At 49.1% G+C, this 13,351-nt stretch carries 12 protein-coding genes; 7 read left to right on the forward strand and 5 right to left on the reverse strand.

All coding sequences use genetic code 11. The annotated features are described in order from the left end of the window. Positions 1–523, reverse strand: a 523-nt coding sequence (locus O3C43_21905; protein ID MDA1069150.1) for a reverse transcriptase domain-containing protein, incomplete at its 3' end; no start/stop codon positions are given. 13 nt (positions 524–536) lie between these two features. After that, the gene (locus tag O3C43_21910) at positions 537–1,094 is read right to left on the reverse strand and encodes a hypothetical protein (protein MDA1069151.1); all 558 of its coding nucleotides are present in this window, start codon (positions 1,092–1,094) and stop codon (positions 537–539) included. Between the two features lie 409 nt (positions 1,095–1,503). Between O3C43_21910 and O3C43_21915 the strand changes: the two genes are divergently transcribed. Further along, positions 1,504–2,796, forward strand: coding sequence for a PQQ-like beta-propeller repeat protein (locus O3C43_21915; GenBank protein ID MDA1069152.1), 1,293 nt, complete (start codon positions 1,504–1,506; stop codon positions 2,794–2,796). Positions 2,797–3,217: 421 nt separating this feature from the next. Beyond that, entirely contained in the window at positions 3,218–3,994 is a 777-nt protein-coding gene (locus tag O3C43_21920; protein MDA1069153.1) for a sulfotransferase family 2 domain-containing protein, read from the forward strand. A 244-nt stretch (positions 3,995–4,238) separates the two neighbouring features. On the opposite strand, the gene O3C43_21925 is transcribed toward O3C43_21920, so the two are convergent. Then, the gene (locus tag O3C43_21925; protein MDA1069154.1) at positions 4,239–5,231 is read right to left on the reverse strand and encodes a hypothetical protein; all 993 of its coding nucleotides are present in this window, start codon (positions 5,229–5,231) and stop codon (positions 4,239–4,241) included. A 382-nt stretch (positions 5,232–5,613) separates the two neighbouring features. Here O3C43_21925 and O3C43_21930 point away from each other — a divergent pair, with 382 nt between their 5' ends. Continuing rightward, positions 5,614–6,546 carry a hypothetical protein gene (locus tag O3C43_21930; protein MDA1069155.1) on the forward strand — a complete coding sequence of 311 codons (933 nt, stop codon included), beginning with the start codon at positions 5,614–5,616 and terminating at the stop codon, positions 6,544–6,546. Between the two features lie 6 nt (positions 6,547–6,552). Here O3C43_21930 and O3C43_21935 read toward each other — a convergent pair whose 3' ends face one another. After that, on the reverse strand, positions 6,553–7,500 hold the full coding sequence (locus O3C43_21935) for a sugar phosphate isomerase/epimerase (protein ID MDA1069156.1): 948 nt from the start codon (positions 7,498–7,500) through the stop codon (positions 6,553–6,555). A gap of 311 nt (positions 7,501–7,811) precedes the next feature. Between O3C43_21935 and O3C43_21940 the strand changes: the two genes are divergently transcribed. Then, complete coding sequence (locus tag O3C43_21940) at positions 7,812–9,767, forward strand: hypothetical protein (protein ID MDA1069157.1); 1,956 nt, start codon at positions 7,812–7,814, stop codon at positions 9,765–9,767. A gap of 86 nt (positions 9,768–9,853) precedes the next feature. Beyond that, positions 9,854–10,819, forward strand: coding sequence for a hypothetical protein (locus O3C43_21945; protein ID MDA1069158.1), 966 nt, complete (start codon positions 9,854–9,856; stop codon positions 10,817–10,819). Positions 10,820–10,827: 8 nt separating this feature from the next. Here the strand turns inward: O3C43_21945 and O3C43_21950 are convergent, their stop codons facing one another. After that, complete coding sequence (locus tag O3C43_21950; protein ID MDA1069159.1) at positions 10,828–11,508, reverse strand: RNA pseudouridine synthase; 681 nt, start codon at positions 11,506–11,508, stop codon at positions 10,828–10,830. 132 nt (positions 11,509–11,640) lie between these two features. On the opposite strand from O3C43_21950, the gene O3C43_21955 reads away from it, so the two are divergent. Continuing rightward, on the forward strand, positions 11,641–11,835 hold the full coding sequence (locus O3C43_21955; protein MDA1069160.1) for a cold-shock protein: 195 nt from the start codon (positions 11,641–11,643) through the stop codon (positions 11,833–11,835). A gap of 185 nt (positions 11,836–12,020) precedes the next feature. After that, the gene (locus tag O3C43_21960; GenBank protein MDA1069161.1) at positions 12,021–13,322 is read left to right on the forward strand and encodes a PQQ-like beta-propeller repeat protein; all 1,302 of its coding nucleotides are present in this window, start codon (positions 12,021–12,023) and stop codon (positions 13,320–13,322) included. Positions 13,323–13,351 lie beyond the last annotated feature (29 nt).

Below are 13,351 nucleotides of genomic sequence, written 5' to 3' on the forward strand. Positions count from 1 at the left end.
GGGACCTGGGTGAGGAAGCAGGTGGAAGCCTATTTGTCGAGATCCAAGGTATGACCCCTTTTTGTGAGCTCCAAGGTATGACCCCTTTTTGTGAGCTCCCTTTTTGTGAGCTCTGGTTGTAGATATACTGCAAGGCTTGGTGCGGTGATTTTCCGGGGCGGAATCCGAAGGAAAAGTCGTGAAACTCTTCTTCGTAGATAGGCTCCAACAGCATCACCACGGCCCGCTGTAGTATCTTGTCCTCCAGCGTCGGAATGCCGATGCCGCGTTTCTCTCCTCCGTCCTTCGGGATGTATCTCCGTTTTACCGGGGGAGCGCGGTAGCTGCCGTCTTCGTACTCGGCATAGGTCTGGCCGTCCACCCCGCTGGCGCTGTTTTTGCGCACGCGCAGGCTGGCTTCCCAGAGCCAATGCAGATCAAGATTCGGGTGCAATACGGTTATCGGCTCGTGGCGATACTTCTTCGCCGTGTTCGCTATGCTTAGTTGTTTCGTGGATACGCTTTTCATGTCTCTGTCGTCCATGCGTAGTTCCCTCCTAAGCGTCCATGATCCGGCCTCCGCCTTGGCTACTCGCCGGGTCCTTCGGGTGAGTTCCCCGGTTTTCAAGCGCTACTATGCAGAGGCTAAGACTGCCTTCGTTCGTCTCGGTGGCTCGGTCTCCCTCGCCATACGATACCTTGGGCGACCTTGCGTATTTGCGCTTGGATCGCGGCAAGGCCGGCGCGATCGGCAGGGACGTTGGTAAACCGGGTTCGTCCGATCCGGTGCTTGTTTCCCAAGGAAACGGTAGGCTCTCCCATCTTCCCGGCAAACCCCGATGTTGCTCTGCCACGCTCTCCGACCCCGGGCGGACGTTCGCACCAGACCGGTCGCCACAATGGCTTTCTTTGGGTGCGCCCGCTTGGTCCCCGCTATTGGAAACACGAAGACTCCACCGATCCATGAACTTTCGAGGCTCTATCACCAGGCTTTGCAACTCGCTGTCTACGCTTCGTGCCGGCATCTCTACCGACGACGCAAGACTCGCTTCCGGTGGCTGGTCAGGCCTTCCGGGCGGGAGTGAACCCGCTGGGTTTGATCTGAGAATTTCCATCGCTGATTTATGTTTTCATTCTGTCTGTTGTTTTCGTTTCTGTTTCAGCGACTTCCCAACTCACCGAGCTGTGGATGGCGCCATCCAATTCTTCATGATTTAACTTACCCATGATCTGCCCAGGTTCCTTCCTAAGTTTGCGAAAGGAGCCGGAAAAGACAGCGGTAGGTACCGTGAAAACGGAATCGAAAAGGTGCCTGGCTTGGCCGGACCTAGTTTTTTAGTATTTTCATGTGATTCCATTACATCCATGGAGGAAGAAACAGGTACTCGGCAGCATTGAACCTTCTCCTCAGCGGCCCGTCCTGAGCTCAGGTGAGAGGCTGCGACGCTGTACTAACTGCAATCAGCATCACCCTACCGGGATAAAGTAGACATTGGCCAAAATCTGGTTGAAATAATACGCACAATGAAAATCAAATCATTCTTCGAAATCGGCAGCTTAATGGTAGGGGCCTTCTTGGCCACCGAAGTAAGTTCATGGGCAAATGGCACCGGGTCTGACTGGCCGGGCTGGCGCGGAGTTGATCAATCGAACATCTCGCCGGACACGGGTCTTCTCAAGTCGTGGCCGAAGGGCGGTCCGAAGCTCCTTTGGTCCTACGAGAATGCCGGAAAAGGCTACTCCAGCCATGCCGTTGTGGGCGAAAAACTCTACACGCTCGGCGCGCGAGACAGCCGGGAGATGCTCATCTGCCTGGACGCGAACACCGGCGAGGAAATCTGGTCGGTAGAAGTCGAGCAGGACCCGGAGGCCGGATACCGTACAAGCTGGGGCGCTGGGCCGCGCTCGACACCCACGGTGAGCGACGGGCATGTCTTTGCGCTCGGAGTGGCGGGTGAAATTGTATGCCTAACAGCCGACGAAGGGAAGCGGATCTGGAGCAGGAACCTCGTAACAGATTTCGGTGGCGAGGTGTCGAAGTGGGGTTATTCGGAATCACCTACGGTGGACGGCGACAACTTGCTCGTGACGCCGGGCGGGAGCAAGGGCGCAATCGTGGCGTTGAATAAGAAGACAGGAGCAACGCTCTGGCAGTCGAATGAGCTTACTGACCTGGCCGAGTATTCCTCGGTCGTGATCGCGGATGTGGATGGCAAGCGACAGTATGTGCAACTCTTCATGAAGACACTCGCCGGTGTCGATGCGGAGAGTGGGAAATTGTTATGGACGTCCGAATGGTCACAGGGGAGAACAGCCGTCGTTCCCACACCGGTTTACCGTGACGGTCACGTTTTCGTGACCTCGGGATATAACGCAGGGGCGAAGCTGGTGAATATCAAAGACGGAAGCGCGGAAGTCGTCTGGCAGAACAACGAGATGATCAATCATCACGGGGGCGTGGTCCTCGTGGGCGGACATGTTTACGGTTTTTCAGACCAGAAAAAAGGAAACCTGATGTGCCTGGAATTCATGACAGGAAAAGTTGCCTGGATGGAGCAGGTGGACCGCGAGTTATCCAAAGGCTCAGTGCACGCGGCCGACGGGATGCTTTACTGCATGAACGAAAATGAAGGCTGGGTATATCTCGTGGAGGCGAGCCCTCGTGGATTCAATGAAAAAGGTAAATTCCAGTTGCCGAAGGAAACGACATTGCGCGAGGGGACGAAAGGCAAGGTCTGGTCACACCCGGTGGTTATAAACGGTAAGCTTTACTTGCGCGACCAGGACCTGATTTTCTGTTACGACGTGAAAGGTTGATACAGCCTTTGGTGCTACACAACGACCTTTAGAGAGAGCAAACAATAGAGTGCCGTGAGTAAATAAACTGTCCGTAAAGGGAAAAACCGATCCTGACGAAGTGGATTGTGTTTTCATCTTAGTTGGCTCAGATTCGTCAATCCAACCCAATGAATGGCTTAGTGCTGACTTGGCACATCGGCTCACGCCTTTGGCGTTGCGCTTCGCTTTTGACTTTAAATGTATATCTCACCAACATCGAATTTATTCGCAGCGGACTTTTACCTCATCAGTTTAACTACATGCCGGGCATACCAAGACAGATTAGGAAACCTGGATAAGCCCGATTCCCCTTTAACGTAGGTTATTTGAATTAATTGACTGCAAGAACTCTTCTGAGAATAGGACTTATTATTCGAAGAGAGAAGGACTCGAAAAATATATGCTCAAAAAAGTGATTTTTTATTCATTGCCTTACAGTATGCGTCGAAAATTGTTTTCGATAGTTAAACGTCATCAGTTCGAGGAAATGCAACATCTTAGGACTGTAGTTGGAGAAGACGGTCGATCACTAAAACCGTTCGATCAACATCAGTGTATTCTTGTACATATCCCCAAGACAGCGGGAGTATCGGTTTGCCAATCCTTGTTTGGCAATTTGGCGGGTTCACATAAAACCTTAATCGAATACCAAAAAATATTTTCTAAAACCGATTTTAATCGTTATTTCAAATTTACGTTTGTCAGAAATCCTTGGGACCGCCTTTTCTCTGCTTATAATTTTCTCAAGAATGGGGGCATGAACCAATCAGACAAAAGATGGGCAGAGAAACACATTGCTCCCTATGAAAGCTTTGATACCTTTGTTAAAAATGGGCTACAAAGACCTGGCATAAGAAAGTGGATACACTTTAAGCCACAATCTGATTTCTTGTATATACCCCGTGATCCGAAATTGCATATGAATTTCTTTGGGTACTTTGAAAATCTTCAGAATGATTTTCGTTACGTTGTAAATAAGTTGGATCTGAACAAGCATGTCTTCCTGCAACACAAGAATGCAGGCAATACAGTCAACAAACTAGATTATAAGGATTTCTACTCTAATAAAAGCCGCGCAATCGTTTCTGAATTCTACAAAAGTGACATAAAAAACTTTGGATATAATTTTGATAACTCGTCACTTGAAGAACAACTTCAGAATCGCTTGCGCCAATAGAGAATCTTGATGGTAGCCGGTCATACCCCTTAGCCTAGACCGTTCCGGTAAAACGAAAAGCACTTTAATCAATATCTTCACCCTTGGTTTGCCCCGGGGTGGCAAGCCAACCCTTCCTACTACCCCTTTCAGGCTTCGAAGAATACGGTCGGGCTTCGGGGCTCGATGAATCGCAAAATTAAGCACGCCGCAAGCGGCTGAACTCAGTTGCGATTCAAAGGATTACATACATTACCATCGCGTCTTATAACCTTACTCTGGCCCTCAGCCAAGCCCGCGCAACATCCGAAAGGATCATGGGGAAAGCGCCTCTCAAGTGAGGGTTGCCCAAAACCAACAAGTTGCATACCCTGGCAGCTAGAGACCGCGGACTTATCCAATGAAGTTCTCCTTGGGACAATGCATTTGCGTACGGCCGTGCAGCGTGGTTGTACAGTGAGAGTTCGACGCCAAGCATCTCTAACCGTCGATGTTGATCATCTAGAGAATACCACGGTTTGTGACCGTTGGTATGAACAAAGGGTACTAACGGACGCATGCAGCGTCGAAGCCGAGCCCTGATACGATAAGCGGCCGCGGCGTGAGTGATCACCTCATTGACGCTAAAAAACTGTGTTGGCAGGTCTGAAAATCCCTCGGGCGCTTTCGAACAGAGCAGTCCGGAAAGTACATCCTGGTCACTACCAATATATGCCGGACGAAGCTCACCGGGAAGTGCTTGGAGTTTCTGGAAGAACTCCCCTTCCATAATGTTGGACCAGCGCTCAAGGAGAGCCCGATGTTCCTCTCCGACGCATATGAGGCATGAGTTGACCTTACTTGAAAACTCCCGGCCAACTTCCATACCCAAGCAAGAGACGCGGCGCGGATCGAAGGATCCCTGCTCCTCGCCAACGCCAAGTGTTCCGGTAGGAATAGCGTCCAGAAATTTGGAGATATTTTGAGTGACGATTATATCCGAGTCGATCCACAGTACCCGTCGATGCCCCCGCGCAAGCATGTCGAGAAGTATCTGAGGCTTCACATCCCAGGTCATGGGTCGCCCAGAGCTCAGTTCGACCAGAGTGACATTTTGCGTTTCGCTCTGCACCCATTTCCGAAGAGATTGTGGAAAGTGGTCCGAATAGAGGAAAAGAGCCACGCCCGGATTATGTCGGTTTACAGACAAGCACAAAAGCTTCAACCCGATCACGTTCTCGGTTCGATTCTCATAAGCGCACAAGGAGTATTTATGCATCGAAAAGGTGGTAAATAAAATTGTGTTTTTCCGATCCATTGAAAAATCGAAAGGCAAGCTGCTTTATGGCGAGGGTGTATTGGGATTCTGCTCCCCCAAAGCGACGCATAGAATACATCTTTCTGATGAATACTTCCATGACAAGAGGCAAGTGTCGTAGGAATAGATTCTTCACTACACCTACAATTAGTCATTGTGGATTCTACCAAAACTTTCCGTTTACTGGTCGGAGACAACAAATAAACAGTTAACAAGATAACTCATGAGAAATCATCTTGGTACACAGTTTCGAAGCTGATGAAAAACATTGTTCATGCAGGTGTCGAAATAAGAGTAGAGATTGATACAAGCAGGAATAGCTGCTAGCTCCTATCATCTACTTATGATTAATTTGCGAAAAGAGCTTGGACGTTTAAAATATCTTCTTCTTGAAGACCTTCCCTACCGGGGATTTGCAAAGCGAGTACCGGATATGCGAAAGGCGTTGTGGGATAAAGTTCCAATACTCCCTGCACTGCCGCAATCGAAAGGCAACGATGTGGAGTTACACATGCTTTGTGGACATCGCGATACGGCCATGGGGATCTTTGCGAGTTGGAGCTTGCTACGTTTTCTCGAAGAAACGGGTAAGCTTTACGTACACAGTGATGGATCACTCACCGACGATGATATTGAAAAATGGTCAGCAGTTATTCCTGATCTGGTGGTAGTATCTAAGGAAGAGGCCGACAGGCGTGTAACCGAGGTTTTAGAGGGAACAACGCAACACCTTTATCGTTGGCGCTGTAATTACGGGATGAGTGCACAAGTCGTCGATGCTCATTTTTTCGGTGAAGCCCAAAAAATCGTCAGCTTCGATTCAGACGTCCTAGCATTTCATAGTCCAGATGCGTTTATTAGCTCGGTTCTATCTAGTACTATGGAATATATGTGGTGCCAAGATTTTCAAGACGCCTATTCTGCGCCACGTCAAATGTTCCAGGACGTATTCGGGATCGAGATGCCGAATAGGTTTAACGGGGGCTTTATGGTCACTCCACGATTCAGTCTGGAAACATTTCAGGAAGTGGATGAAATTATGGAAACCATGAGGCTAGACGGCCGAATCGATATGGATCACTATTGGTCGGCCCAAACTTATTATGCGATTCTAGCAGCGCGGCGGGGACTGACTAAAATGATGCCACCGACCTACGATACCCACAAAGGAAGGACTCGGCGAAGCGCGGTGGTCCGTCACTACGTAGGTGTTGATCAAATTCGCTTCCGCTACTTCACTGAAGGCATCCCGCGCCTTCTTAAGCAGATCGGTTAATAAGAGCTATTGAATCCCCAGAGCCTGGTCCATACGTTCGGCCACTTGCCGCAGGCGATCCTTCTCTCCGCCCGAAACTTCTGCGGTGGCCCATCCGGTGAATTTAATCCGGTTTATTTCCCGCCGAATTTCCTCCCAATTGACGTCGCCTTCAAACAAATCGCAGTTTTTCTTACGTTCTGAGTGGTGGTCTTTAATATCCAGCTTTACAATGCGATGACCCAGTTTTCTCAACCAGTTCGTAGCACCTCCTCGGCTATGATGATTACCGATATCGAAAAAAGCTCCCACCCAATGGCTATTAAATTGGTCGATATATTGATTCCAGAGTTCTGGGGTTTCGCAAAATCCATTGCCCACGTTTTCCAGAAGAATTCTGACGCCCAGTTTCGAAGCTAAAGGGATCGTATCCAATATGGCTTTCGTGGATCGTTCCCAAACTTGCGCGTGGTTTTCATGAACCGGGTCCATGACCTTTCCTACAACCAGCAGAATAGAATCTGCGCCTGTGTCCGCAGCAAACTGAAGGGTATCACGAAAATCTTGTATCGACTGTTTACGAACATCCGGATCGGGATCTGACAGTCTGACCTTCCAGTGGTTTCCGTCGTTGATATTATGAACACGAAGACCAGTTTTGTCCTGAGCTTTGAGAACCTCATGCACATCCACCCATCCTGGTGCCATCAACGAGATTCCGTCAAACCCCACATCTTTGGATAGCTCAAACTTTTCCAAGACCGAGTAGTCCCCTTTAATCATGGTCCATTTGACCGCTTTGTAGATGGGCAGGTGAGTGTTGGACTGGGCTAAAAGGTTATTTTGTTGTGCTAAAATAAATCCAACCGAGGCAGTGCTGGCTTTAAAAAACTGACGACGAGAAATCACGTTGTTAACAAATGCAGATTCTTTCAGAAATGTCCACACAGGATCTTTAATCCGAATATTTAACACCTACCGAGCCTCAACCTCTACGGCAACAGCACTAAACAAGAAAAAAGGCGCCGATTCATGCGGCTTCCATTAATGAGACTCCCAAAGTACCAAGGGTGATCTGACGAACGACTGTGTGGTTTTCCAGGGCATGTTGATTCCACGCTTGATAACTGTCGTTAAGGATTCAATCTGTTCGTTGCATAAAAGAGTATCCGTGATTTTATTTTCGTAGGCTGTCGAGTCTGTAGAATTTTTCGCCTTACAACTCTCAGGTCATCTTTATTTCTATTTGGCGTTCTAATTTCGTTAGTTACTTCTTCAACCTTCCCATGATCACTTTTCACATTTCTGATTCCGTTAAAGCCGCCCTGGAAGAGGTATTTCGGACTGAGGATATTTCTTTGTCTCAAGATGGGTCTCGTTTGGGGATTGCCGGATTTTCGATTAATCAGATTTTTGTGTTTTCGATTCGGATCACCCGGAAATCTGAATCGGTGAGCATCCAGATTTCTGACTTTATTTCGATTAACTCGGAAAGTCTCAACGACCCCCATGGCTTGGCCTTCCTGGGCAATGATCACGTGGCTGTGTGTAACAGAGAAGGCAACGTTTGCCTTTTCAGAATTCCTGATTTGAAAAGCTCTCCGAAAGAAGTACACTTGCAGCCACTTGGAATCATAAATGGCGAAGGTTATCTACGCGCAAAAGTAAAGACCCCGGGATCCGTGGTCAGCTATGAGATGGGAGAGAACCAATACCGGATCATTGTATGCAGCGACCAATGGAATTTTGTTACCTCACATAGAATTATTCTGGGAGAGTCTCTGAAAATTGTTAACGAGGGGATTTTGATTGAAAATGAACTGAAGATTCCCGACGGCATCGACGTCAGTCCGGACCATGAATGGCTAGCCATTAGCAACCATGTTCATGGTGAAGTTTTGATATTTAAAAATAATTCCGAGCTCAATAGAAAGACTGAACCTGTCGCCCGGCTTCGAGGTACCGTCTGTCCTCACGGTGTACATTTTGACAAAAAGGGAAACCTCTACACTGTCGATGCCGCAAGCCCCTACCTGACAGTTTACCAGAAACCAATCGATGGCTGGCGCGGTAGTAAGGATCCTTCTTTTTCCGTTTGTATGATGAATAACGACACCTTTTACACCGGCCGTTACGATGCGAGAGAGGGAGGAATAAAAGGCATTCATATAGACCATAGCACTGAGGTGATGGTAACTACTCATAAGTTCGGTATGCTCGAATTCCATGATCTCACTACCCTCGAAGCCATGTCCGAACCAGTCGATGTCGATCAACTGAATGAACTGTGTCAGGAAAGGAATTCCGACTTGGTTCGAAGAAAATCGGACGTGCTGAAACGGAAGTGGACGCTTACCAGACGCCTGTGTGAGGAACTCCCACCAATAACAGTACGAGTGCCTGATATCTTGAGCAGAATCGGCCCCAAGTTAACAAAGATACGGCTTCATCGAATTAATGTGAACTCCAAAGAGTCCATTCTCGATCCCTCAGGACCTGTGGTATCGCTAACGACCCATTCGGTACGAATTCATTTTGCGCATTTGGCAATAGAATCGATCGCCCTGGGGACTCTCAAACCTAGGAAGATCATACTCTGGCTATCAGACACCGAAGCAAACCAATCTCTGCCACCTACCCTACAACGTCTGGCAGTTCGTGGACTGGAAATAAAGCTTACCAAAGACCTGGGACCTCACACCAAGTATTATCCCTATATTGAAGCTGAAACGCAATTTACCGAACCTTTGGTGACCGCGGATGATGATGTATTTTATCCACCCCATTGGTTGGAAACACTGGTTGAAGCGCATCAAAAAAATCCATCGATTATTCACTGCTTCAGGGCGCGTCGCATGCGGCTGAACCGATATCATTTCGAACCCTACCGTATTTGGGACATAGCTACAACTTCTGAGCCCAGTCACTTAAATTTCATCACCGCAGTACATGGAGTTATTTACCCGCCTGAATTCCTCAAATCTGTCAAGGCACGCGAAAAAGCCTTTAAAAACAATTGTCCAAAAGCTGACGATATCTGGTTAACCTACTTGGCTTTCCGAGAAGGATACAAAGTTGCGCAGGTAATATCCACGTCGGTGGAATTTCCTCTCATCCGGGGAACTCAGGGAGAAAAGCTTTACGACGAAAACGTCCTGCAGGGAGGAAATCAAATCCAACTCTCAGCCACCTTTTCTTCCGAGGACCGGGCACGTCTCTTTGCCCTACAAGAAGAAGCGTAAAGGCTTTCTTTAGATCATTGACCCTATTACTGGAGCTCGGTTTGATGGTAGCTGCTCAATCGCCTGCCGTTGAAATTCTTACTATCATGACGAAAACACTTCTCTTACGACTGATCCTTACTCTCACTCTTTTTTCTGCATGCTTCTACACGGGTAGCGCAGCCGGGGAAGGAAGCATTTACATCGCCGTTGTCGGTGGCACCTCCTTTGGTGTTCCGGAAAAATTTGGCCAAGGCCTGGTCGAGGAAGATGGATTTATTCAAATCGAAACACCCTTTGGTCTGGGTCCAAAAATGTATAAGATGAGCTATAAGGGAGTTCCCTTTTATTATGTGCGCATGTACGGTTTTGAAACCAAGGTGCCTGGAGAAAATGACGGAAACGTCCATGTGCGGACCTGGTATTCGCTTTACAAGGCGGGTGTGACACACGCGCTGGGAGGTGCCAGCTCGGGGGCGATTCGCACTGATTACGACTACGACGATTTGGTGATCATCGACGATTTCATGGTGATGGAAAACCAAAGGCCTCAAAACATTCTCGACTATGCCGGGATTGAGCGTCCGGGAATTTTTCCGAATTTTGCGATACCATTCAGTCCTTCACTTCGCGGGCTTTTGATTGAAGAAGCGCGGAAAGCGCAACCCGGATACTCCGGGAAACTGTGGGAATACGGTACTTTTTTTCAAAATAACCCCGGTCGTTTTGAAACGGCTGCAGAGGTCCGTGCCATGCGGATTTTGGGAGGTGAAATTACAAGCCTGAACGTTGGGACCTGCACGGAATACGCCCGGCAATTGGGCATCCGTTGGGCGACGATTTGTTCCATTGCGAACCCGGCAGTTGGCGTACGGCCGTTTAACTTTAAGGACATGCAGGAAAGCGTGCAACGCATCGCGGCCCAGGCTATTCCGATTGTGTTGGAAACGATTGCCCGCATTCCCGGAGAAGCAATGGATCCTGAACCGATTAGCACGGGCGAAGTCTATACGGGTTCCTACACAGATCCTGATGCGGATTCGAGCCAGATTATCGAATCGGACCATAATTAATCTCCAACTCAGGTGTGGATGAGATTCGTCCTTAGCCCCAGGCGCTCCGCTAGTTCGACAAGATCGGACGCTATCGGTGCCGTGAGGCAATGGATAGGGAGGACCTCATTGACTGGAAACTTTAGGCGGTGGGCGTGAAGGGCCTGTCTGGGATGTAGAAGGCAGGGAGAATTCCGATACCACTCCTCCCCGACCAGCGGATGTCCCAGGTGCGAAAGGTGGATCCGGATCTGATGGATCCGCCCAGTTTGAAGTTGAGCTCGAATGAGGCTGTAACCGTTAGAGCGATCTATCACAGTGAAACGAGTGTGAGCTGATTTGCCTTTTGGATGAATACCCAATCGGCCCTCCCCTACACTACCGATCGGCGAACGCTCATCGATCTGATCCCAGCCCGGCTCACCGTAAACGATGGCATAGTATTCCTTCACCATAGCAGGATGTATCCATAACGTTTTTAGTTTTGTAACCAGCGACTTGCTCAAAACGAAGAGGCAAAGACCGCTCGTGTCCGCGTCCAATTGATGAACAGCCCAAACCATCGTGCCAAAATGCTCCATTAGATGATATTGAACACAGTCGTCATCCTTCAAAGAACGACCACTGGTCGGCCATCCCGAAGGTTTATTGATGACGAGAAGCTCGCCGTGCCGGGCAATAAGGATCTCTTTGATGTTAAGTTTAGGCATTTTTCATTGCAATTAATCCAAACGAGTGGCCCTGTGTCTTCTCATTCTAGCTTGGTAAGCGCATTTTCTGACTTACAATCATAAACTCTGCCATTTCGAAGCGATAAAAAATCAACACAAGAAAGTAAGAACATGGCTAAGGGTACAATAAAGTGGTTTAATGAAGATAAAGGATTCGGTTTCATTCAACCGAATGACGGTGGAAAAGATTTGTTTGTCCACCATTCCGAAACAGATGGCTACGCCTTAAACGAAGGCGACGTTGTTGAATTCGAAATCGGCGAAGGTCAAAAAGGCCCCTGCGCAATCAGCGTTAAGAAGGGCTAACTTCTCTATTCGGGTTTTCGTCTCGGAAAAAACCGAGATTTTGGCCAAGACTAATAAGGCCAATCTTAATAACAGGGTAGTTTCGAGGAACTACTTATAAGGCACTGCTGTTTTAGTATCATTGAGGTGTTCGATTCCTTATTGACCCTCATAATTACTGGAGTTTCATAGCGCTATAATTCACTGTGAAATCTGCTGCCCTACTCTTTCTCATTCTTCTTACCGCAAATATCGCAACAGCGGTGCCGGAGACTTTTTACCGGCTCACCTTCCACGCACCACCGAAACCGCTTTCTCCAGAGGCCACCACTGAAGACTGGCCCCGTTTCCTCGGACCGCGCCACGATCTGCACTCCAAGGAAACCCATCTACTCAAATCTTGGCCCACCTCCGGCCCGAAGGTAGTTTGGGAAGTCAAACGCGGAACCGGACACGCGCCTGCGGTAGTTTCCGGTGATTACCTTGTCATGATCCATGCGATGGACGGACAGGAAGTGGTTGAATGTCTCCAGCCAGAAACCGGCAAACGATATTGGAAGTTCGAATACCCGGTTCGGCTGAGTTCGAACTACGGGATCTCCGATGCTCCACGCTCCGGACCGGTGATCGACGGAGATCTGGTATTTACGGTCGGCGTGCGGAGTGATCTGCATTGCTTCAATCTGAAAACCGGTGCAGTGGTTTGGAAAAAGAACCTGGATCAGGAGTACGGACCCGCTCCCCTCTTTTTTGGGCGTGGCAGTTGTCCGCTGGTTTATGGCGACCAACTCATTGTCAATGTCGGTGGCCAGTTTTGCGTAGGCAGCTTCGACAAACGCACAGGTAAGTTGCTGTGGAGCACGAAACACGACTGGCAGTCCAGCTACGCCTCACCGGTCCCTGCCACATTGAACGGCAAACAACGGGTTCTGGTATTTGCGGGTGGAATGCTCCGTCCCGCGGCGGGAGGATTGCTGAGTATCGATCCGGAATCGGGAGTTCTGGAAGCGGCTTTTCCCTGGCGGGCAAACATGTATACCTCTGTCAATGCCGCCTCTCCAGTCGTGATAGGGAACTCCGTCTTCATAACGGAGGGATACACGGAAGGCGGAGCCCTGGTGGATTTCTCTCCGGACGGCTCGGCCAAACTTCGCTGGAAAGCGGAGCGTTTCGGCAGCCAATTCACCACACCGGTGGCGCATGATGGATATCTTTATGGTGTGGTTGGCACCGGTGGCACCGAGATGGTCTGCTACGAAATCAAATCCGGCCGCGAGTTATGGAGAGACGGAATCAAACTTCGGGATGCTCGTCTGGGACGGGCCAGTTTGCTCCGGGTGGATGGAGCGTTTCTATGTATCGGCGATCAGGGCACGTTGATCTGGCTCGACCTCTCCCCTGCCGGAGCAAAGATTCTTGCTCAAGCTCAATTGTTTCAAGCCCCGGAAACCTGCACGGTATTTTTATTTGGCACGGTGATTGACGAGCATTTGGAATGGGATACCTAGATCATGCTGGGATTTTTCCTGCATGCACG

The organism is Verrucomicrobiota bacterium, assembly GCA_027622555.1.
Classification (GTDB): Bacteria; Verrucomicrobiota; Verrucomicrobiia; order Opitutales; family UBA2995; genus UBA2995.

Coding starts and splice junctions, on each gene's coding strand:
- O3C43_21925 (MDA1069154.1), bottom strand. CDS start 5,231: ATGCATAAATACTCCTTGTGCGCTTATGAGAATCGAACCGAGAACGTG.
- O3C43_21930 (MDA1069155.1), top strand. CDS start 5,614: ATGATTAATTTGCGAAAAGAGCTTGGACGTTTAAAATATCTTCTTCTT.
- O3C43_21920 (MDA1069153.1), top strand. CDS start 3,218: ATGCTCAAAAAAGTGATTTTTTATTCATTGCCTTACAGTATGCGTCGA.
- O3C43_21910 (MDA1069151.1), bottom strand. CDS start 1,094: ATGGAAATTCTCAGATCAAACCCAGCGGGTTCACTCCCGCCCGGAAGG.
- O3C43_21950 (MDA1069159.1), bottom strand. CDS start 11,508: ATGCCTAAACTTAACATCAAAGAGATCCTTATTGCCCGGCACGGCGAG.
- O3C43_21955 (MDA1069160.1), top strand. CDS start 11,641: ATGGCTAAGGGTACAATAAAGTGGTTTAATGAAGATAAAGGATTCGGT.
- O3C43_21940 (MDA1069157.1), top strand. CDS start 7,812: ATGATCACTTTTCACATTTCTGATTCCGTTAAAGCCGCCCTGGAAGAG.
- O3C43_21945 (MDA1069158.1), top strand. CDS start 9,854: ATGACGAAAACACTTCTCTTACGACTGATCCTTACTCTCACTCTTTTT.
- O3C43_21915 (MDA1069152.1), top strand. CDS start 1,504: ATGAAAATCAAATCATTCTTCGAAATCGGCAGCTTAATGGTAGGGGCC.